Here is a 17,008-nt window from a genome sequence, read left to right as displayed (position 1 = left end):
CACCAACCTGGTCGAAGGCATCAACAACAAGATCAAGGTCATCAAGCGCATGGCCTACGGCTTCCGCGACGACGCCTACTTCTTCCTCAAGATCCGGGCTGCCTTCCCCGGACTTGGGTGAAGAACCAAATAATCCTGGCTGCGCCAGAGGGTGTCGTCGGCATCGAAGCCGACCAGTCCGATGCCGCCAGCGGGTTGCGTGTCCATGCCTGCAGTCTACCGGCACGCAAACGATAGGCGGCTTGCGCCGCCAACTGTCGTCGAAAAAAACCGAAGGGCGGCCAAGGCCGCCCTTCGTGCCACAACCTTTCTTGTTGTTATCCGGCGACCGGGATCAGCCCTGCCCGGCCTTGGGCTTGCCGCCGCCATTGGCGGCCAGCCAGGACTTGTATTCGTCTGCGGTCAGTTCGCCGTTGCCGTCCTTGTCGGCCTTGGCGAAGACCTTGGTCAGGCTGTCGATGGGCGCGGCCTCGCTGGCGCTCAGCGAACCGTTGCCGTTGGCATCGAGCTCCGCCCACGTCTTCTGCGCGGGTGCCGCCTGCGGTGCCGCTTCGGTGGCTTGCTGTTGCGGTGCCGGTTGCGCGGCGGGATCCTGCGTGGCCGTTGGTGCGCTCTGGGCGAAGGCCGCCGGCGCGGCGAAGGCCGATGCCAGGGCGAACGACAGGATCGCGAGGGTGTTGCGGTTGCGCTTGGTGGTCTTCTGCATGAATTGCCTCCTCGTTCTGCGGGGGATCAAAACGGATCTTCAGGTTGCGATTGCGGGACGCGCCGCTGACAGGGCCAACGCATCCCGCAACTCACGATGTGCACCTTACGGGCCGCGTCTGAACGCGTTCCACGACCCAACATGAACGCCAACATTTGCTTAACCACGCAGGCAAGAAGACGCGCTAGTCGCGCGGCGCATTCAACCAGCAAGGGCTGGCCCGGTCATTGCGCCGCGCGCAGCGGATGATCCAGCGGCGGCAATTTCATCGCCGTGCGATAACGCGCGTGCAGGGCCTGCACTTTCGCCACGTAGGCGATTGTCTCCGCATACGGCGGAATGCCGCGGTATCTGGTGATCGTGCCGATGCCGGCGTTGTACGCCGCCGCGGCCAATGCGTAGTCGCCCTTGTACCGGGCGAGCAATGCGCGCAGGTGCCGTGCGGCGGCATCGATGGATTGCGCGGGATCGAACGGATCCAGCACGCCGTAGTCGCGCTGCACGTCGGGCATCAACTGCATCAGTCCCTGCGCGCCCTTCGGGGACACCGCCTTCTCGTCGAAACCACTTTCCGCATGGGCGATCGCGCGCAGGAACGCATCATCGACCTTGCGCGCCTTCGCCGCCTTGCGGAAGGCCTGCGCATGCGCGTCGAGCCGTGGCTTGCCCAACTGGCCCAGGCCTTCATGCGCGGGCGACCCCTTCGGCGTCTCCACGGTGAACTTCAGGTACGGCGTCGCGCCCGGCATGCGCCGGGTGGTGTAGACCATGCGGCCGTCCGCTGCCTTCCACTCGTACAGGGTGCCGCTGAAGACACCGAGTTCGCCCCACAGGTTGGGCAGCATCGCGGCGTTGTCGTCGAGCGTCTTCGCCTCGCACTTGCTGCCCGGTTCCGGCGCGGTGGACAGGCTGACCGTGGCATCGCGCACGCAACGGTAGACCGTGCGCGCCTGCGCGTCGCCAACGACAGTCGTCATCAGGACAAGGCAGGCAGCGGTGGCGAGCGGATGGCGCATGCCGGCGATTGTAGGCACCGCCCGTGCAGGAACCGCCGGGGCGACGTCAGACCGGCAGCGCCGTGGTCTTCTTCACCGTGCGCAACGCCAGCGTGGACTGCACGCGGACTACGCCGGGCAGCTGGGTGAGGATCTCGGTGTGGATGCGCTCGAAGTCCACCGAATCGGCGTAGGCCACGCGCACCATGTAGTCGGCAGTGCCGGCCAGCAGGCAGCATTCGGTGACTTCGGGATGCCGGTTGATCGCGGCCTCGAACGCGTCGAGTGCCGCGCGCCCCTGCTGGTCCAGGGTGACCAGCACGAAGGCGGTGCCGGGCAGGCCGGCGAGTTTCTCGTCCAGCAGCATCACGTAGCGCGCGATCAGCCCGGATTCCTCCAGCAACTTGACCCGGCGCAGGCAAGCCGAGGGCGACAGGTTGATGCGCTGCGCGAGCTCCAGGTTGGTCAACCGGCCGTTCGCCTGCAGCTCGCGGAGGATGGCGCGATCACGGTCATCGAGGGGAATGTCGTTGGCACGCATATGATTCGACGATCAGGCTTGTGATTCGCGAACAATGCGACAACCACGTATTCATCGCAACGAATTCAGCGATTAAATGCACGATCCCGCGCGCATACTGCCGTCCTTCAGGCGCCGGGTTCGCCGACGCCGCCCACGGGAGAGGGACTGCACATGCGCGTCGGCGTACCGAAGGAAATCAAGAACCACGAATACCGTGTCGGCCTGGTCCCGTCGTCGGTGCTGGAGCTGGTCCACCACGGCCACGAAGTCCTCGTGCAGAAGGGCGCGGGCCTGGGCGCCGGCCTGACCGACGACGACTACATCGCCGCCGGTGCCACCATCATCGAGACCGCCGACGAAATCTTCGCCAGCGCCGACATGATCGTGAAGGTGAAGGAACCGCAGGCCGATGAGCGCAAGAAGCTGCGCCCGGGCCAGATCCTGTTCACCTACCTGCACCTCGCCCCCGATGCGCCGCAGACCAGGGACCTGATCGAGTCCGGCGCGGTCTGCATCGCCTATGAAACAGTCACTGCGGCGAACGGCTCGCTGCCGCTGCTGACCCCGATGTCGGAAGTCGCCGGCCGCCTGGCCCCGCAGGTCGGCGCGCATGCGCTGGAGAAGGCGCAGGGCGGCCGCGGCGTGTTGCTGGGCGGCGTTCCCGGCGTGCCGGCGGCGGAAGTGGTGATCCTCGGTGGTGGCGTGTCCGGCACCCACGCGGCGACGATCGCCGTGGGCATGGGCGCGCAGGTCACCGTGGTCGACCGCTCGGCCGATGCGCTGAAGCGCCTGGCCAGCCAGTTCGGCACCTCGATCTCGACCGTGTTCTCGACCCGTTCGGCGATCGAGGAGCTGGTGCGTCGCGCCGACCTGCTGATCGGCACCGTGCTGGTGCCGGGCGCGGCCGCGCCGAAGCTGGTCACCCGCGACATGCTGAAGACGATGAAGCCGGGCTCGGTGATCGTCGACGTCGCCATCGACCAGGGCGGCTGCGTGGAGACCTCGCATGCGACCACGCATGCCGACCCGACCTACGTGGTCGACGGCGTGGTGCACTACTGCGTGGCCAACATGCCGGGCGCGGTCGCGCGCACCTCCACCTTCGCGCTCAACAGCGTCACCCTGCCGTTCACCCTGGCCCTGGCCGACAAGGGCTGGCGCAAGGCGCTGGAGCAGGATCCGCACCTGCGCGAAGGCCTCAACGTCTGCGAAGGCAAGCTCACCTGCGAGCCGGTCGCCGAGGCGCACGGCCTGGCCTACACCAGCGCGGAGAGCGTGTTGGGTCTGTAATCCGCCCACGCGCCTGCTGCGCTCGACAGGCGGCCCGCGTGCGGTGCTCGGAATGCTCATGTATCCGCACATACACTGCGCTTCCTGCGCTCCGCCACGGACCGCCTGCCATCGCTCGCGACGGCGCGAGAACGGACTACGCTTTTCGGGTTCGACCAAGGGGACGGCTTGCCGTCCCCTTCGTGTTTGCGGCGTCGGCGGCGCGCGGCATCATGTCGGACCGCTTCCGATGCCAACGCCATGACCCACGCCCACTGGACCCGACTGATCCGCGATGTCCCCGACTTCCCCAAGCCGGGCATCGTGTTCAAGGACATCATGCCGGTGCTCGCCGATGCGACAGCCTTCGACGACGCGATCGAGGCGTTGGCCGCGCCATGGCATGGCATGCGCATCGACGCCGTACTGGCGATGGAAGCGCGTGGCTTCCTGATCGGCACGCCGCTGGCGCGCGCGCTGGGCGCCGGCATCGTCCCGCTGCGCAAGCCGGGCAAGCTGCCGGGCCGGGTGTTCACCCAGGCGTATGCGCTGGAATACGGCGAGGACGCATTGCAGGTGCAGGCGGACGCCTTGCCACCTGGTGCCCGCGTGCTGCTGGCGGATGACGTGCTGGCCACCGGCGGCACCCTGTTGGCCGCGCATGGCCTGGCGAAGCAGCTGAACGTCCAGGTCGTCGGCGTGTCGATGTTGATCGAACTCGGTTTTCTCAACGGACGCGCACGCTGGGATGGCGACGCACCACTGCACGCGGCGCTGGTGATCTGACCGGGCAGCGCTACTGCGTGGCTGGCAACGATGGTTCCGCCAGCCAGTGCAGCAGGTTCAACACGAACTGCGCGTTCTGTTCGGCACCCGGTGCATTCATGCCCATCGGGCGTCGTTCCGCACCGGCCGATTGCGCGGTGAACATCGCCGCCTCGCCGAAGAACGCCGCGCGGCCCTTGCCCGCGTCCTTCACGGCGCCCTGCAGCCAGCCGCCCACCTCGACCCGCGGGGTGGCGTCATCGAAGGCCCACGCCTTCGCCGGATGCAAGGAGACGAAACCGGCCGGCAACACCATCAGCGGCTGCGCGCCCGGCGCACGGAACGCCTGCCCGGTGAACGAGCGCAGTTGCGAGATCGCTTCGCTCGCGTTGCGTCCGCGCAGGATCGCGTGGTCGCTCAGCGTGCCGTCGTCGAGCCGGAACAGCGTGGGCTTGGCCTTGGCCTCGTTGTCCACGCCGGCGAAGGCGAAGCCGTCGGTGAACTCGACATCGAACGCGGCCGCCAGCGCCAGCGCCGCACCGGCCAGCGGCATGTGGTCGGCGATCAGCAACAGCCGGCCACCGCCCTGCACCCAGTCGCGGACCGCGGCGACCTCCGTCGGCGCGAAGGCGGACGGCGTGGGCGTCGGATAGTCGTTCCAGTCCGCGTCGCTCGGTTGCGCGTTGGCGATGACCAGCACCGCGCAGGCGGAGAGGCTCGTCGCATCGAAGGCAACGCGGTTCGGCGTGACCACGTAACCATCGCGGCGCAGCAGCGCGCCGAACGCATGGAAACGCCCGTCGAGCGTGTGGAAGTTGTAATGCGCCTCGTCCAGGCAGACCACCGGGCCCTTGCCTTCAACGAACGCCGGTGGCGACACCGCCGGTGCGAATTCGCGATCGGCGACCTGTTGCGCGACGCACGGCAGGCTGGCGGACAACAGCAGGGCGAGGCAGGCGAGTCGTTTCATGCCGTGAGCGTCGCGCGACGCGCCGGGTCGCGCATGTGCCGGAAGGCGCCGTGCCGCGATCTCAGGCCTTCTTCACGAATTCCGATTTCAGGCCCATCTGGCCGATGCCGTCGACCTTGCAGTCGATGTCGTGGTCGCCGTCGACCAGGCGGATGTTGCGCACCTTGGTCCCCACCTTCACCACCAGCGACGAGCCCTTGAGCTTGAGGTCCTTGATCACGGTGACGGTGTCGCCGTCCTGCAGCAGGTTGCCGACCGCGTCGCGCACCACCTTCGCCTCATCGGCGGCCTCGGCCTGCGCCGGCGACCATTCGTGGCCGCACTCGGGGCAGACGTACTGGGTGCCGTCCTCGTAGGTGTAGGTCGACGCGCATTGCGGGCAGGGCGGCAGTTCGGACATGGCCATCACGACTTCGGTGCGGCTTCGATTTCCAGGCCATCGGCCAGGATGCGGTACTCGACCGGCGACACCTTCAAGCCCTTGCCGTCCTCTTCGAGATGCGCGACCTGTTCCGGCGTGAGTTCCTTGCGCGAGAGCACGCCGCCGACCTGGGCGCGGCCGCTGCTGTCCTTCGGGATCAGGAAGGCGTGGTCCTTGAACATCACCCGCGCGGTCTGGCCGTTGTCCTCCAGCACCATCCAGCAGCCCTCGGCCTGGCAGACCTCGACGATGCGGCCGCTGAAACGTTGCGGCTTGCCCGCGTGCTGGTCGAACGCGGCGACGGCATCGGCCACCGCGACCGGGGCAGTGGCCGGCAACGGCTTGCCGAAGCGGGCAGGCTCGCCGGCATGGGCCAGGCCGATGGCGGCGAGCAGGGCGAGGGACAGGAAGATGCGCGGCATGGGAATGGGCCAATTCGTTTCGATGCACAAGGATAGCGCGTGGCGCAGGCAGGCCCGAAACGCGCGATTTGCACGCATCATGCGGGGCATGCCTGCATCGTGGACTCCCTGCGCATGAGTTCGAACCGGACCGACGCCACGCCAACCCGCCGGCATTGGCTGCCCGCAAGCGCAGGCCGCCTGCTGCGACTGGTCGTGGTGGTGGCGTGCATCGCCATCGTGCTGCTGGCGCTGCGTGCGTGGCAGGCCGCCAAGGCATCGCCGCTGCAGCCGTGGCATACCTTGTCCGCGAAAGAACCGTCCGCATCGCAGATCCTGCGTGGCGATTGGCAGGCGTACCTCGCCGCTGAAAACCAGCTGTTCGCGCGCGTCCGCGCCGAACTCGATGCCGACATGACGCCGGAAGACGCGCATCCGCTGAATCGCTACACCGCCGGCAGCCTCAGTTCACCGGAACGCTTCGAGCGTGACTGGAACCGCTCGTTCGTGCTGGAACCAGGCGCGGCGCCACGCGGTGTCGCCGTGCTGGTTCACGGCCTGACCGACGCACCCTACAGCATGTTGCGGCTGGCCATGCTGTACAACGCCGCGGGCTACATCGCCATCGTGCCGCGCATGCCCGGGCACGGCACCGTGCCGGGCGCACTGGTGCGTGCGGAAAAATCGCAATGGCAAGCCACGGTGGCGATGGCGATGGCGGAAGCGGGCCGTCGCGCGAATGGACGCATGCCCGTGCACCTGGTCGGTTATTCGAATGGCGCGGCGCTCGCGCTGCTGCACGAAGTCGACCGCCTGCGCGCCGGCAAGCCCGCAGACACCGGCCAACTGGTACTGCTGTCGCCGATGGTCAAGGTCACCGCGTTCGCACGCTATGCGGGACTCGCAGGCCTGCCCGCCGTGCTGCCGCGTTACGCGCGTGCGGCGTGGTCGGAGGTGCTGCCCGAATACAACCCGTTCAAGTACAACTCGTTCCCGGTGCATGCCGCGCGCGAGTCCTACCTGGTCACCGCCGACCTGCAGGACGGGCTGGACGCGCTGGCCGCCGATGGCCGCCTGTCCGGCATGCCGCCGATCCTCGCCTTCCAGTCGGTGGTCGACGACACCGTGGAGGCGTCGGCGGTCGACCGGTTGCTGTTCGACAAGCTCGCCGCGGATCGCAACGAACTGGTGCTGTTCGACGTCAACCGCAATCGCCTGCTGCAACCGCTGCAGGTGCCCGCCACCACCGCATGGGCCGATGCACTGCTGCACGGCCCCGCGCATGCGCACGCGGTGACGATGGTGGGCACGACCTCGCTCGACGATGCCGCCGCGGTCGCGCGCACCCGCCTTGCGCATGCAGATTCGCAGACGATGCAGCCGCTCGGCATCGGCTATCCCGCCGATGTGTTCTCGCTCTCGCACATCGCCCTGCCCTTCGCCGAGGACGATGCGCTGTACGGCCGCATCCCGCGCGAGGGCCATCCGCTGCAACTCGGCGCGATCGCCCTGCGCGGCGAGCGCAACACGCTGGTGGTGCCGCAGGCCAGCCTGGAGCGGCTCAGCTACAACCCGTTCCACGCCTACATGACGGCGCGAATCACCAAGCTGCTGGCGACGGATGCGGCATCCGCATCGCCAGGTGATGCTTCGCCGGAGAACTGATGGCGGCGTGTTCGCGATCATGAAGTCGGCATGACTCGCCGCACGCGGAAGCCCGGATTTCACTCGCGGTTTCGGCCTGCATCGGGACGATGGCATCACCTTCCACGGACGGGACGACCATGCCGACTACGATCCGGCCACAGCGATACAAGCACGACGTGCGGCCATGACCTCGCGCCATCTTGCCTACCGCGACCTCACCCGCTCGCCAGCCAGCATCGCCGCGATGCCGGGCCTGGTCTTGCTCGATTTCGGCACCGACTGGTGCGGCCATTGCATCGCCGCGCGCTCCGCCGTGGATGCCTGGCGCGATGCGCATGCCGACATCGAGCACCTGCGCATCGAGGACGGTCGCGGCCGTCCGCTGGGCCGCGCCTACCAGGTCAAGCTGTGGCCGACGCTGGTGCTGTTGCGCGACGGCCGCGAGCTCGCCCGCGTCGTGCGCCCGCGCGAGGCGCGGGATCTGTGGCCACTGGAACAGGCGCTGGCCTGAGCCAGCGCGCGTCAGTCGCTGCGTTTCGCTTGCTGCTGGCGCACCCAGCCCATGATGTCGACGAAGGGTGCGGTCCAGTAGTCATCGCGATGCTTGGCGAGGTAAGCCAGCAATTCTTCGTGCGCCTGCGCCGACACCTGCAGATGGTCGCCGCCGATGCCATGGAAGGTGAAGTTGGCCATCGTGCCCTTGCGACCTGCTTCTTCGACCAGCGCGATCAATTGCGCGCCGCTCATGCCCACCGGCGCCGCAACCGGCACCGCGGCCGGATCCAGCATCGCCATGTCGTCGACCACCGCACCACCGACCAGCTTGATGCCGACGAACAGCGGCGCGACTGCGCCCAGGTAACTGCCATCCATCGCCGCCACCTCGCCGCAGGGCGCGGTGTAGGTGCGCGCGCTGCGCCCGTCGATGGCCTGCAGCATGGTGCTGGCCAGTTCGACCTGGTCGCGCATCTGCGCCACCGTGGTGGTGTCCAGGTTGCGTTGCGGCGCGACCCAACTGCGCTCTGGACCCTTTCCCGAACATTGATGGAACAGGCTGTGGTTGCCGAGTTCGTGGCCATTGGCCGCGGCCGCGCGCCAATCGGCCAGGCGCGTGCGCACCGTTTCCGCAGAGAGGATCAGGTAGAAGCTGCCTTTCAGTCCGTGTCGGTCGAGCGCGGGAATCGCGGTGTCGAGCTGCGAGTCCAGTGCATCGTCGTAAGCCAGGCTGACCGCCGCCTTGCGACCTTCCGGCCAGGCGAAGCCATCGCCTGCCGATGCCGCGGGCGAGCATGCGATGGCTAACAGCAGGAACGCAGTCAGGCAGGCGCGCATGAGGGACTCGGAGGCGGACGATGCCGCAGCATACCGGCCCTGCCTCGGCCGCGAATCCCGCGCGAACGCCTCAGGCGTCTTCTTCGGATTGCACTCGCACCCATGGATCGCCGTCTTCATCCACGTCGAGCACGACCGTGATCGGACGGCAGCAGACGTGACAGTCCTCGATGTAGCGCTGCGATCCCGCACTGGTGTCCAGCAGCAGGCTGATCACCTCGCCGCAATACGGGCATTCGATGTCCTGGCTATCGAGCATGCGCGTCAATCGCTGCTGACGCCATTCGGCGAGATCAGCAGGCGATCGACCGGATAGCCACGGCGCAACGCGCGCTCGCGGATGGCGTCGAACTGCACGCGTGGCATCGTCGGCGTGCGCGACAGCACCCACAGGTACTTGCGGCTCGGCCCGCCGACCACTGCCCACTGGTAGTCGGGATTTAGCTCCACCACCCAGTAGTCGGCCCAGGTCATCGGTGCCCAGGCCAGCCAGTCCGGGGCGAAGCGCACTTCAAGTTGCCCCGGCTGCCCCGCGACCGGACGCGCGATGCCGTCCGACACCATCGTCTCGCCGTCCTTGTCGTCGCAGGCATTGCGCACGCCGATCCTGCCGTCCACGCGCAGGGTGTAGGTCGCGGTGACATTGGCGACGCAATTGCGCTGGAAGAACATCGGCAGGCGTGCGACTTCGTGCCATTGGCCGGCATAGCGCTGCAGGTCCAGCGCCTGCACGGAGGTATTGGGCAACGCGGCCTGCTGCGCGGAGGCAGGCGCGCAGGCCAGCGCAAGGGCGAGCAGCAAGGGACGGATCATGCGATGACGCTCCACGGTGGGACGCGCACCTTTGCGGATGCTGCGTGGGCGGGGGGTGAAGCCTGGGATGCCGCCACGCCGCGGCTGCACGGGCCCTTCATGCGACATCCTGCATCGTGCCTGCCCGACGCTCTCCCGGAGTCCGCCATGTCATCCCGCCGCGAAACCCGCGCCGCAACCGCCCTGCTGCATGCAACGGGCGCCGCTGCGGCCAGCGTGATCGCCGCGCGCGTGCAGGCGTTTTCCGATCCCGCCACGCTGCTGTCGCCCTGGCACCAGTCGGAAGCGCGGCGCATGACCGCCGAAAAACTCGACGCCGCCAGCCAGGGCATGCAGGCAGCCGGCATCGAACTGGCGCTGTTGCCGGCCAGGATGCTGATGATCGGCGCGCGGCCCGCCGCGTGGACGCCAGCCGGCTGGATGACCGCCTGCAACGACGTGGCCGCGCTGTGGATCGGCGTGGGCAATGCGGCCTTGCGGCCAACCCGCAACACCGCCGTGCGCAACCAGCGCCGGCTGGCGCGTCGACGCGCCTGATCCCCGCGCGCGTGCAGGCCACGCATCGGCGACGAGGCCTCGATCGACCCGTCGCCCTGCGCAATCGCCGGTCAGGTATTGGGCGCGCCGCAGCCCTGCAATTCGCTGACGGACGTGGCCGCCATCGCGCAGTCGTAGTGGCGCCTGGTGACCATGCCGGTATCCGCGCAGGTCTGCGAATCCTTGGCCAGTTGCGCCTCGCCCAGCACCTGCGCGGCATCCATGCCGTCCAGCCGATAGGTGTGCTCGTAGTACGCGCGGCAGTCCTGCGCGGTGAGTTCGCGCGAGTCCGAACCCGCGCTGCCGCCGCAGCCGGCCAACACCAGCAGCGCGATGGCCGCACCGTGCTTCAATGCTCCGATCATCCATCTTCTCCCCGTCCGGTTGGCGGCCTGCAAGGCACCGCCGCCGCAACGTAGGCGGGCAACGCGCCATGCACAAGCAGGCGCGTGGCGTGGCCGGGACGAACGCACGGCCGCGCGTGACGAGCTGCAATCGATACGCAAAGAACGCACCGCGGGAAGCATGCCGGCGAGGCTTGCCTGCGCGCCCCCCCTGTCTTTTCGATTATGGTCACCCGCCAGCCGCCGCCCCGAGGAACGCCATGCACGCGATCGACCTGCGCAGCGACACCGTCACCCGGCCCACCGCCGCGATGCGCGCGGCGATGCTGGCGGCGGAAGTCGGCGACGACGTCTATGGCGAAGACCCAACGGTCAATGCACTGCAGGATCGACTGGCCGATGACCTCGGCTTCGACGCCGGTCTGTTCGTGCCCACCGGTACCCAGTGCAACCTGCTCGCCTTGCTGGCGCATTGCGAACGCGGCGACGAATACATCGTCGGCACGGAGGCGCACACCTACAAGTTCGAGGGCGGCGGTGCGGCGGTGCTGGGTTCGATCCAGCCGCAGCCGGTCGTGCATGCCGAGGACGGCACGCTGCCGCTGGAGCGCATCGCCGCTGTAGTGAAGCCGGTGGATCCGCATTTCGCGCGCACGCGTTTGCTGGCGCTTGAGAACACCTGGCATGGCCGCCCGTTGCCGCTGGAGTACCTGCGCGACGCGCACGACCTGGCGCGGACGCACGGACTCGGCATGCACCTGGACGGCGCGCGCCTGTTCAACGCCGCGGTGGCCTGCAAGGTGCCGGCAAGGGAGATCGCGCGGCATTTCGATACGGTCTCGATCTGCCTATCCAAGGGCCTCGGCGCACCGGTGGGTTCGGTGCTGGTGGGCTCGCATGCGCTGGTCGACAAGGCACGGCGCTGGCGCAAGGTCTGCGGTGGCGGCTGGCGGCAGGCCGGGATCCTGGCCGCGGCCGGCCTGCACGCGCTCGACCACCACGTCGCGCGACTGCAACAGGACCATGACCGCGCGGCGCGCCTCGCGGAAGGCCTGCGCGGCATCACCGGCATCGACCTGCTCGGCCAGCACACCAACATGGTGTTCATCGACGTACCCGCCGATCGGCTGCGCGCGCTGGACGCGCACCTGCGCGATGCCGGCATCCGCATCAGCATCGGCTATCTGCCCACGCTGCGCCTGGTGACCCACCTCGACGTGGACGACGACGGCATCGAACGCACTGTGCAGGCATTCGCCGCCTTCTTCGCTGCCTGAGCGCGCCACCGCATCCGTTTCACGCGGCCTCGCGTAAACACGATCCATGACATCGACCCGTCCTTTCCTGCGGCCACGCCACTGGCTCGGCACACTCCTGCTGGCGGCCGGCGCGCTGCTGGCCAGCGGCTGCCTGCGCGTGGCCTTCACCGTCGCCAACCGCGGGCAACCGCCGGCCGATGCCAGCGCGGCCTACGCACCCGGCGAGCGCCATGGCATCGACGTCTATCGCCCGGCGAATGCGACCGGCGACGTCCCGGTGGTGGTGTTCTTCTACGGCGGCAGCTGGCAGGGCGGCGCGCGCGAGGACTACCGCTTCGTCGGCCGCCGACTGGCCAACCAGGGCCTGCTGGTGCTGGTCGCCGACTACCGCACGTACCCGCAAACGATATTCCCCGGCTTCATCGAAGACGGTGCCAGTGCGGTCGCTTGGGCGCGCGCGCATGCCGCGGACTGGGGCGGCGATCCACGCTGCCTGTTCGTGGCCGGGCATTCCGCGGGCGCGCAGATCGCGGCCTTGCTGGCCACCGACAAGCGCTACCTCGCCGCGCACGGCATGAAACCCGCGGATCTCGCAGGTGCCATTGCGCTGTCGGGGCCACTGGATTTCGCAATCACCGGCGATCTGGTACCGGTCTTCGGCGACCCCGCGCAATGGCCCGACGCGCAACCGATCCACTTCGTCGATGGCGACGAACCGCCCTTCCTGTTGATCCACGCCGTAGGCGACAAGGTCGTGGAAGCCGAGGACAGCCGCCTGTTCGCCGCGCGACTCGAACGCGCAGGGGTGCCGGTGACCCTGCGCCTGCTGGCGGAAGGCGGGCACAGCGCGCCCTTGGTGGGCCTGTACCAGCCCCTCCATGCGCCCGAGGTCCTGCCTGCGCTCAATGGTTTCGTGGCGGCGTGTCGGAAGAAGTCGCCAGGCTGAACCGCGCGATCGCGCCCACGGCGCGGGTTTCAGCCGTTTTCCTGCGTGCTGCAGGCCGGGGTTCTGCCTTGCCGTTCACGAAAGCGGTCGATATGCCGCCCGAATTGCGGTACGGTGCGCGCACTGTTCAAAGCGGGATCACGGTACATCGTGGCTCCGATGCGTGTTGATCAACAGGTTCCAGGGTCTGCAACGACCTTTCCAGACGATCCGCTCCATCGCTTCGCGTTACCCCTTGCTCGACAGTCCGGCACCGCATTTCGCGGGCCGTTTCCTTTTCACTGTTTCCAAGGAGTAACACCATGTCCGATCGTCAGACCGGTACCGTCAAGTGGTTCAACGACGCCAAGGGCTTCGGCTTCATCACCCCGCAGAGCGGTGATGACCTGTTCGTCCACTTCCGTTCCATCCAGGGCTCGGGCTTCAAGTCCCTGCAGGAAGGCCAGAAGGTGTCGTTCAAGGTTGCGCAGGGCCAGAAGGGCCTGCAGGCCGAAGAAGTGCAGGCCGAGTAAGTCCTGCCCGACGCAGGCGCCACGCAAGTGGCACCAGGAACCCCGGGCGGCGACGTCCGGGGTTTTTGTTTGCGCGGTTTACCTGGGCCGATACAGCGCGCACAGCTTGTTGCCGTCGGGATCGCGCACGTAGGCCAGGTACAGGCTGCCCAGGGTACTGGTGCGCAAACCGGGCGGGTCTTCGATCGAGGTGCCGCCGGCCGCCACCGCGACATCGTGGAAGTGCTTCGCCTGCTCCGGCGAACTGCACTTGAAGCCGATGGTCGCGCCGTTGGCGCAGGTCGCCGGTTCGCCATCGATCGGCTCGGCCACGCAGAAGGTGTTGCCCTCGTGGCGGTAGAACAGCCGCATGTGCCCGCTCGGCGACTGGTTGCGCAGCGGCGGGCCCGCGCCCAGCACGCCGAGCACGGCGTTGTAGAAGGCTTCGGAACGCGCCAGGTCGTTGCTGCCGACCATGATGTGGTTGAACATGCGAATGGATTCCGTGGGGTTTCAGAAGATTTGCAGCGCCGCGCGCACGACCAGCGCGAACAGCACCAGCGACGACAGCGCGAACAATGCGAAGCGCACCGGGATGCGGTTGACCAGCGCCTGCCACAGGCTGTGGACGACGCGCAGCGCGACATAGCCCCAGGCCAGCGCAAGCGACGCGGCGGACGCATCGCCGAGCAGGGCCAGGCTCAATGCGGTCGCGTAGAACAGGAGCGGCTGCTCGAACAGGTGGTTGTAGTTGTCCGCTTTCCAGCGCACCCGTGGCGGCAGCGTGGCCATCTGTTCGCCGCGCGGCAGGTTGCCGTCCAGGCGGATGCGCAGGCGCAGGATCGCCGGGATCCGCGTGGCGTACATCCAGCCCCACATCACCGCCGTCCACGCGACCAGCGCGATCACCGGTCCGAGCATCGGTTGCGGGTTGGCCATCGTGCTGCTCCGGGTCAGGAAGGAATCGGGAAACGGGATCAACCGCACGTGCGTGGCAGCCAATGTATATGACCTTGCGCACTGTGGCAGGCCCATGCCGGCGCGGCAGCATGCAGGCATCCCACGATCGGAACGCCGCCATGCGCGCACTGCCCCGTCATGCCGTCCTGCTGTGCCTGCTCGCACCCGCCATCGCGATGGCCGACGACCGCGCCGACGCCGTGTTGCTGCAGCGCGCGAACGCGTTGGTGGCCGCGCAACTGGCCTCCGACCAGCCCGCGCTGGAAGGCCTGCTGGCAGCGGACTACCTGGAGGTGTCGCCGGTCGGCGATGTCGATACCCGCGACGAGGTCATCGGCTTCTATTCGGCCGAAGCAAAATCCAGGGCGGCGGCCGGCTCGACACCGATCGACGCCGTCCTGGACGACGTGCAGGTCCGCGTGGATGACGATGCCGCCACATTGATCGCCCGCGAAACCATCCGCATGCCATCGCCCGATGGTCCCCGCGCGATCGCGATGCGCGTGCAATTCCAGTTCCGCCTGATCAACGGCGAATGGCGCATCGCCACCACCCAGTACACCGGGATCCGACCACCGGCACCGAGCAAGCCGCACTGACAAGCGCGTGGTGTCCGCAGCTTCTGCACGCAGGCTGCGGATGTGCGATTCACGCCCCGCTACCTCACATGCGCCGCCGGCCACGACCGCGCGCCGCCACCTCACTTGGTCCACAACACGCATGAAACAGCACGCCCTGCTCGCCTCGCTCTGCCTGTTCACCGCCTCCTGCACCGGCGTCGCCAACCGCGACACGCCGTCACCCGCGCCATCGACGCTGACCCTGGCCAGTTGGAACATGGAACACCTCGCCGAGCGCGATGGCTCGGGTTGCCGTCCGCGAACCGATGCCGACTACGCCGCGATGCGCGATTACGTGGACGCCCTGGCCGCCGATGTCATCGCGTTCCAGGAAGTCGAATCGCGCGCCGCGGCCGAGCGCGTGTTCGATCCGTCGCGCTACAGCGTGGTGATCGAGGCGCGGATCGGCAGCGGTCGCAACGGCGCATGCGGCGGCCGCCCGGGCTTGACCATCAATGCGCAGCGCACCGGCTTCGCGATCCGCAAGGGCCTGTCCTTCGATCGCCAGCCCGATGTCACCGACCTCCAGGCTGGCAATCCCGACCTGCGTTCCGGCGTGGACGTGATCGTCCGCCCCACCGGCGGCAAGCCGATGCGCCTGCTGTCGGTGCACCTCAAGGCGGGCTGCAGCGCCGGCGACCGGAACGAGGCCTGCGCGGCGCTGTTCGAGCAGGTGCCGGCGATGGAGCGCTGGATCGACGCGCGTGCCTCGGAAGCGCTTCGCTTCGCGGTGCTCGGCGACTTCAACCGCCGCCTGGTGATGCCCGGTGATGCGGTGTGGAAGGAATGGGACGATGCCGCGCCGGCCAACGCCGATCTGGCGCGCGCCTCCGGCGACCAATCGGCGCGCTGCAATCCGCGCTACAAGGATTTCATCGACTACATCGTGCTGGACCGCCGCGCCACCGCCGACCAGCTCGACTTCGACGAGAAGACGTTCCCCGCCGACCCCTTGAGCGACCATTGCGCGGTCACCACGCGCTTGCGCCTGCGCTGACCCGGCTGATGCGGGTTGCCGGCGATTGCAGGCGTCGCAAGCACGCCTTGTTCACGACACCTCGACGCCATGATCACGGCAGCTCCACCTCGAATGGGCCACGCTCCGCACCAATCGAGGGGGATCCGACATGGACAGTTTCGTGCAGCACGGCAACGCCAACGATGCGATCGAAGCCGAGCTCGATGCGCTGGAAGCGGAAATGCCGAACATCCAGGCCCGTGCCGGCAACGTGTTCGTCCTCGCAGGCACATGGGCCGAGCGTCATGACGCCATCGTCGCTGCGACTCCCGACGATTCGCTGCAGGCAGTGGAAGCACGCCTGCGCCGCATCGGCATCCGCTGGGGCATGATGCCTGGCGCGCGCATGACCGCGCAGTTCCCGGCGCTGCCCGCGGCGGCGCCAGGCGAGGACGGCTGAGTCGTCTTGATCGCATGCGCAGCAGCGCCGGCAATCCGGCAGGTGTGACGCGCGCCGGCGACCGCCTCAGGCGCCCAGCAGTTCCACGTCGAACTTCAGGGTGGCATTCGGCGGGATCACGCCACCCGCGCCGCGCGCGCCGTAGCCGAGGCTGGCCGGGATGATCAGGGTGCGCTGGCCTCCTTCCTTCATGCCCTGCACGCCTTCGTCCCAACCCTTGATGACCATGCCGCTGCCGAGCGGGAAGATGAAGGGCTCGCCGCGATCCTTGCTGGAGTCGAACTTCTCGCCCTGCTCGCCGTTCTCGAACAGCCAGCCGGTGTAATGCACGGTGACGTTGACGCCGGGCCTGGCCTCGGTGCCGGTGCCGACGACGGTGTCTTCGAACTGCAGGCCGGAGGCCGTGGTGGTGAATGCCATGGGGGGTTCCTTGTGGACTTGGCGGGGATCGTGGCCCGAAGTTTGGTTCTTCTCCCATCTGAGGGAGAGGCACACGGCCGACCCGGCTAACTTGTGGTTGTCGAGACTACAAATTGGGGCCGGCCGTGGCCGACGTGGATTGTATTGCTCAGCTTGGTGGCTGGACGGGTT

The 17,008-nt window shown here is 68.1% G+C and carries 25 protein-coding genes; 12 read left to right on the top strand and 13 right to left on the bottom strand.

Annotated features, from left to right (window positions below; genetic code table 11):
• Positions 1-121, top strand: a 121-nt coding sequence (locus ACE3T8_RS14440) for a transposase (RefSeq protein ID WP_374606131.1), incomplete at its 5' end; no start/stop codon positions are given.
• A 213-nt stretch (positions 122-334) separates the two neighbouring features.
• Here ACE3T8_RS14440 and ACE3T8_RS14435 read toward each other — a convergent pair.
• The 3 genes from ACE3T8_RS14435 to ACE3T8_RS14425 all read right to left on the bottom strand — a co-directional run bounded on the left by ACE3T8_RS14435 (position 335) and on the right by ACE3T8_RS14425 (position 2,242).
• Positions 335-706: an EF-hand domain-containing protein gene (locus ACE3T8_RS14435; protein ID WP_374610089.1), complete on the bottom strand. Its 372-nt coding sequence runs from the start codon at positions 704-706 to the stop codon at positions 335-337.
• Positions 707-930: 224 nt separating this feature from the next.
• Positions 931-1,722, bottom strand: coding sequence for a lytic transglycosylase domain-containing protein (locus ACE3T8_RS14430; protein WP_374610087.1), 792 nt, complete (start codon positions 1,720-1,722; stop codon positions 931-933).
• A 46-nt stretch (positions 1,723-1,768) separates the two neighbouring features.
• Complete coding sequence (locus ACE3T8_RS14425) at positions 1,769-2,242, bottom strand: Lrp/AsnC family transcriptional regulator (RefSeq protein WP_374610085.1); 474 nt, start codon at positions 2,240-2,242, stop codon at positions 1,769-1,771.
• A gap of 153 nt (positions 2,243-2,395) precedes the next feature.
• On the opposite strand from ACE3T8_RS14425, the gene ald reads away from it, so the two are divergent.
• Complete coding sequence (ald, locus tag ACE3T8_RS14420; RefSeq protein ID WP_374610083.1) at positions 2,396-3,514, top strand: alanine dehydrogenase; 1,119 nt, start codon at positions 2,396-2,398, stop codon at positions 3,512-3,514.
• A gap of 240 nt (positions 3,515-3,754) precedes the next feature.
• Positions 3,755-4,279, top strand: a complete 525-nt coding sequence (locus ACE3T8_RS14415; RefSeq protein ID WP_374610081.1) for an adenine phosphoribosyltransferase — start codon at positions 3,755-3,757, stop codon at positions 4,277-4,279.
• A 10-nt stretch (positions 4,280-4,289) separates the two neighbouring features.
• Here ACE3T8_RS14415 and ACE3T8_RS14410 read toward each other — a convergent pair whose 3' ends face one another.
• The 3 genes from ACE3T8_RS14410 to ACE3T8_RS14400 all read right to left on the bottom strand — a co-directional run bounded on the left by ACE3T8_RS14410 (position 4,290) and on the right by ACE3T8_RS14400 (position 6,071).
• Positions 4,290-5,228, bottom strand: a complete 939-nt coding sequence (locus tag ACE3T8_RS14410) for a hypothetical protein (RefSeq protein WP_374610079.1) — start codon at positions 5,226-5,228, stop codon at positions 4,290-4,292.
• Between the two features lie 61 nt (positions 5,229-5,289).
• A complete protein-coding gene (locus tag ACE3T8_RS14405) occupies positions 5,290-5,628 on the bottom strand; it encodes a zinc ribbon domain-containing protein YjdM (protein WP_374610091.1) in 339 nt (112 codons plus the stop codon).
• 5 nt (positions 5,629-5,633) lie between these two features.
• Positions 5,634-6,071 (bottom strand): DUF4920 domain-containing protein, encoded by a 438-nt coding sequence (locus ACE3T8_RS14400; RefSeq protein WP_374610077.1) that lies wholly within the window; start codon positions 6,069-6,071, stop codon positions 5,634-5,636.
• 114 nt (positions 6,072-6,185) lie between these two features.
• On the opposite strand from ACE3T8_RS14400, the gene ACE3T8_RS14395 reads away from it, so the two are divergent.
• Positions 6,186-7,715 carry an alpha/beta hydrolase gene (locus tag ACE3T8_RS14395; protein ID WP_374610075.1) on the top strand — a complete coding sequence of 510 codons (1,530 nt, stop codon included), beginning with the start codon at positions 6,186-6,188 and terminating at the stop codon, positions 7,713-7,715.
• Between the two features lie 166 nt (positions 7,716-7,881).
• Positions 7,882-8,208 (top strand): thioredoxin family protein, encoded by a 327-nt coding sequence (locus ACE3T8_RS14390; protein ID WP_374610074.1) that lies wholly within the window; start codon positions 7,882-7,884, stop codon positions 8,206-8,208.
• Positions 8,209-8,219: 11 nt separating this feature from the next.
• Here ACE3T8_RS14390 and ACE3T8_RS14385 read toward each other — a convergent pair whose 3' ends face one another.
• The 3 genes from ACE3T8_RS14385 to ACE3T8_RS14375 all read right to left on the bottom strand — a co-directional run bounded on the left by ACE3T8_RS14385 (position 8,220) and on the right by ACE3T8_RS14375 (position 9,842).
• Entirely contained in the window at positions 8,220-9,029 is an 810-nt protein-coding gene (locus ACE3T8_RS14385; RefSeq protein WP_374610072.1) for a polysaccharide deacetylase family protein, read from the bottom strand.
• 70 nt (positions 9,030-9,099) lie between these two features.
• On the bottom strand, positions 9,100-9,288 hold the full coding sequence (locus ACE3T8_RS14380; protein WP_374610070.1) for a CPXCG motif-containing cysteine-rich protein: 189 nt from the start codon (positions 9,286-9,288) through the stop codon (positions 9,100-9,102).
• A 5-nt stretch (positions 9,289-9,293) separates the two neighbouring features.
• Positions 9,294-9,842 (bottom strand): lipocalin family protein, encoded by a 549-nt coding sequence (locus tag ACE3T8_RS14375; protein WP_374610068.1) that lies wholly within the window; start codon positions 9,840-9,842, stop codon positions 9,294-9,296.
• A gap of 147 nt (positions 9,843-9,989) precedes the next feature.
• On the opposite strand from ACE3T8_RS14375, the gene ACE3T8_RS14370 reads away from it, so the two are divergent.
• Positions 9,990-10,379: a hypothetical protein gene (locus ACE3T8_RS14370; RefSeq protein ID WP_374610067.1), complete on the top strand. Its 390-nt coding sequence runs from the start codon at positions 9,990-9,992 to the stop codon at positions 10,377-10,379.
• Between the two features lie 71 nt (positions 10,380-10,450).
• Here ACE3T8_RS14370 and ACE3T8_RS14365 read toward each other — a convergent pair whose 3' ends face one another.
• Positions 10,451-10,744 carry a hypothetical protein gene (locus tag ACE3T8_RS14365; RefSeq protein WP_374610065.1) on the bottom strand — a complete coding sequence of 98 codons (294 nt, stop codon included), beginning with the start codon at positions 10,742-10,744 and terminating at the stop codon, positions 10,451-10,453.
• Between the two features lie 239 nt (positions 10,745-10,983).
• Here ACE3T8_RS14365 and ltaE point away from each other — a divergent pair, with 239 nt between their 5' ends.
• The 3 genes from ltaE to ACE3T8_RS14350 all read left to right on the top strand — a co-directional run bounded on the left by ltaE (position 10,984) and on the right by ACE3T8_RS14350 (position 13,440).
• Entirely contained in the window at positions 10,984-12,000 is a 1,017-nt protein-coding gene (gene ltaE, locus ACE3T8_RS14360) for a low-specificity L-threonine aldolase (protein WP_374610063.1), read from the top strand.
• A 46-nt stretch (positions 12,001-12,046) separates the two neighbouring features.
• Positions 12,047-12,928 carry an alpha/beta hydrolase gene (locus ACE3T8_RS14355; RefSeq protein ID WP_374610062.1) on the top strand — a complete coding sequence of 294 codons (882 nt, stop codon included), beginning with the start codon at positions 12,047-12,049 and terminating at the stop codon, positions 12,926-12,928.
• 302 nt (positions 12,929-13,230) lie between these two features.
• Positions 13,231-13,440, top strand: coding sequence for a cold-shock protein (locus ACE3T8_RS14350; protein ID WP_100321765.1), 210 nt, complete (start codon positions 13,231-13,233; stop codon positions 13,438-13,440).
• 78 nt (positions 13,441-13,518) lie between these two features.
• On the opposite strand, the gene ACE3T8_RS14345 is transcribed toward ACE3T8_RS14350, so the two are convergent.
• Both ACE3T8_RS14345 and ACE3T8_RS14340 read right to left on the bottom strand, forming a co-directional pair.
• On the bottom strand, positions 13,519-13,911 hold the full coding sequence (locus ACE3T8_RS14345; protein ID WP_374610059.1) for a VOC family protein: 393 nt from the start codon (positions 13,909-13,911) through the stop codon (positions 13,519-13,521).
• Between the two features lie 21 nt (positions 13,912-13,932).
• The gene (locus ACE3T8_RS14340) at positions 13,933-14,358 is read right to left on the bottom strand and encodes an MAPEG family protein (protein ID WP_374610058.1); all 426 of its coding nucleotides are present in this window, start codon (positions 14,356-14,358) and stop codon (positions 13,933-13,935) included.
• Between the two features lie 140 nt (positions 14,359-14,498).
• Between ACE3T8_RS14340 and ACE3T8_RS14335 the strand changes: the two genes are divergently transcribed.
• The 3 genes from ACE3T8_RS14335 to ACE3T8_RS14325 all read left to right on the top strand — a co-directional run bounded on the left by ACE3T8_RS14335 (position 14,499) and on the right by ACE3T8_RS14325 (position 16,417).
• Positions 14,499-14,978, top strand: coding sequence for a nuclear transport factor 2 family protein (locus ACE3T8_RS14335; protein ID WP_374610056.1), 480 nt, complete (start codon positions 14,499-14,501; stop codon positions 14,976-14,978).
• Positions 14,979-15,099: 121 nt separating this feature from the next.
• On the top strand, positions 15,100-15,996 hold the full coding sequence (locus ACE3T8_RS14330) for an endonuclease/exonuclease/phosphatase family protein (RefSeq protein WP_374610054.1): 897 nt from the start codon (positions 15,100-15,102) through the stop codon (positions 15,994-15,996).
• Between the two features lie 130 nt (positions 15,997-16,126).
• On the top strand, positions 16,127-16,417 hold the full coding sequence (locus ACE3T8_RS14325; RefSeq protein ID WP_374610052.1) for a hypothetical protein: 291 nt from the start codon (positions 16,127-16,129) through the stop codon (positions 16,415-16,417).
• Between the two features lie 66 nt (positions 16,418-16,483).
• On the opposite strand, the gene ACE3T8_RS14320 is transcribed toward ACE3T8_RS14325, so the two are convergent.
• Positions 16,484-16,837 (bottom strand): FKBP-type peptidyl-prolyl cis-trans isomerase, encoded by a 354-nt coding sequence (locus ACE3T8_RS14320; RefSeq protein WP_374610051.1) that lies wholly within the window; start codon positions 16,835-16,837, stop codon positions 16,484-16,486.
• Positions 16,838-17,008 lie beyond the last annotated feature (171 nt).

The organism is Thermomonas sp. (genome assembly GCF_041919455.1).
Lineage (GTDB): Bacteria > Pseudomonadota > Gammaproteobacteria > Xanthomonadales > Xanthomonadaceae > Thermomonas.
The sequence above is the reverse complement of the archived record's forward strand: the minus strand, read 5'-3'. Positions and strand labels throughout refer to the sequence as shown.

Excerpts from the sequence above, each read along its gene's own strand:
- ACE3T8_RS14410 (WP_374610079.1), bottom strand. The coding sequence starts at position 5,228 with ATGAAACGACTCGCCTGCCTCGCCCTGCTGTTGTCCGCCAGCCTGCCG.
- ACE3T8_RS14355 (WP_374610062.1), top strand. The coding sequence starts at position 12,047 with ATGACATCGACCCGTCCTTTCCTGCGGCCACGCCACTGGCTCGGCACA.
- ACE3T8_RS14380 (WP_374610070.1), bottom strand. The coding sequence starts at position 9,288 with ATGCTCGATAGCCAGGACATCGAATGCCCGTATTGCGGCGAGGTGATC.
- ACE3T8_RS14425 (WP_374610085.1), bottom strand. The coding sequence starts at position 2,242 with ATGCGTGCCAACGACATTCCCCTCGATGACCGTGATCGCGCCATCCTC.
- ACE3T8_RS14435 (WP_374610089.1), bottom strand. The coding sequence starts at position 706 with ATGCAGAAGACCACCAAGCGCAACCGCAACACCCTCGCGATCCTGTCG.
- ACE3T8_RS14365 (WP_374610065.1), bottom strand. The coding sequence starts at position 10,744 with ATGATCGGAGCATTGAAGCACGGTGCGGCCATCGCGCTGCTGGTGTTG.
- ACE3T8_RS14330 (WP_374610054.1), top strand. The coding sequence starts at position 15,100 with ATGAAACAGCACGCCCTGCTCGCCTCGCTCTGCCTGTTCACCGCCTCC.
- ACE3T8_RS14415 (WP_374610081.1), top strand. The coding sequence starts at position 3,755 with ATGACCCACGCCCACTGGACCCGACTGATCCGCGATGTCCCCGACTTC.
- ltaE (WP_374610063.1), top strand. The coding sequence starts at position 10,984 with ATGCACGCGATCGACCTGCGCAGCGACACCGTCACCCGGCCCACCGCC.
- ACE3T8_RS14390 (WP_374610074.1), top strand. The coding sequence starts at position 7,882 with ATGACCTCGCGCCATCTTGCCTACCGCGACCTCACCCGCTCGCCAGCC.
- ACE3T8_RS14320 (WP_374610051.1), bottom strand. The coding sequence starts at position 16,837 with ATGGCATTCACCACCACGGCCTCCGGCCTGCAGTTCGAAGACACCGTC.
- ACE3T8_RS14430 (WP_374610087.1), bottom strand. The coding sequence starts at position 1,722 with ATGCGCCATCCGCTCGCCACCGCTGCCTGCCTTGTCCTGATGACGACT.
- ACE3T8_RS14340 (WP_374610058.1), bottom strand. The coding sequence starts at position 14,358 with ATGGCCAACCCGCAACCGATGCTCGGACCGGTGATCGCGCTGGTCGCG.
- ald (WP_374610083.1), top strand. The coding sequence starts at position 2,396 with ATGCGCGTCGGCGTACCGAAGGAAATCAAGAACCACGAATACCGTGTC.
- ACE3T8_RS14335 (WP_374610056.1), top strand. The coding sequence starts at position 14,499 with ATGCGCGCACTGCCCCGTCATGCCGTCCTGCTGTGCCTGCTCGCACCC.
- ACE3T8_RS14405 (WP_374610091.1), bottom strand. The coding sequence starts at position 5,628 with ATGTCCGAACTGCCGCCCTGCCCGCAATGCGCGTCGACCTACACCTAC.
- ACE3T8_RS14345 (WP_374610059.1), bottom strand. The coding sequence starts at position 13,911 with ATGTTCAACCACATCATGGTCGGCAGCAACGACCTGGCGCGTTCCGAA.
- ACE3T8_RS14400 (WP_374610077.1), bottom strand. The coding sequence starts at position 6,071 with ATGCCGCGCATCTTCCTGTCCCTCGCCCTGCTCGCCGCCATCGGCCTG.
- ACE3T8_RS14385 (WP_374610072.1), bottom strand. The coding sequence starts at position 9,029 with ATGCGCGCCTGCCTGACTGCGTTCCTGCTGTTAGCCATCGCATGCTCG.
- ACE3T8_RS14375 (WP_374610068.1), bottom strand. The coding sequence starts at position 9,842 with ATGATCCGTCCCTTGCTGCTCGCCCTTGCGCTGGCCTGCGCGCCTGCC.
- ACE3T8_RS14395 (WP_374610075.1), top strand. The coding sequence starts at position 6,186 with ATGAGTTCGAACCGGACCGACGCCACGCCAACCCGCCGGCATTGGCTG.
- ACE3T8_RS14325 (WP_374610052.1), top strand. The coding sequence starts at position 16,127 with ATGGACAGTTTCGTGCAGCACGGCAACGCCAACGATGCGATCGAAGCC.
- ACE3T8_RS14350 (WP_100321765.1), top strand. The coding sequence starts at position 13,231 with ATGTCCGATCGTCAGACCGGTACCGTCAAGTGGTTCAACGACGCCAAG.
- ACE3T8_RS14370 (WP_374610067.1), top strand. The coding sequence starts at position 9,990 with ATGTCATCCCGCCGCGAAACCCGCGCCGCAACCGCCCTGCTGCATGCA.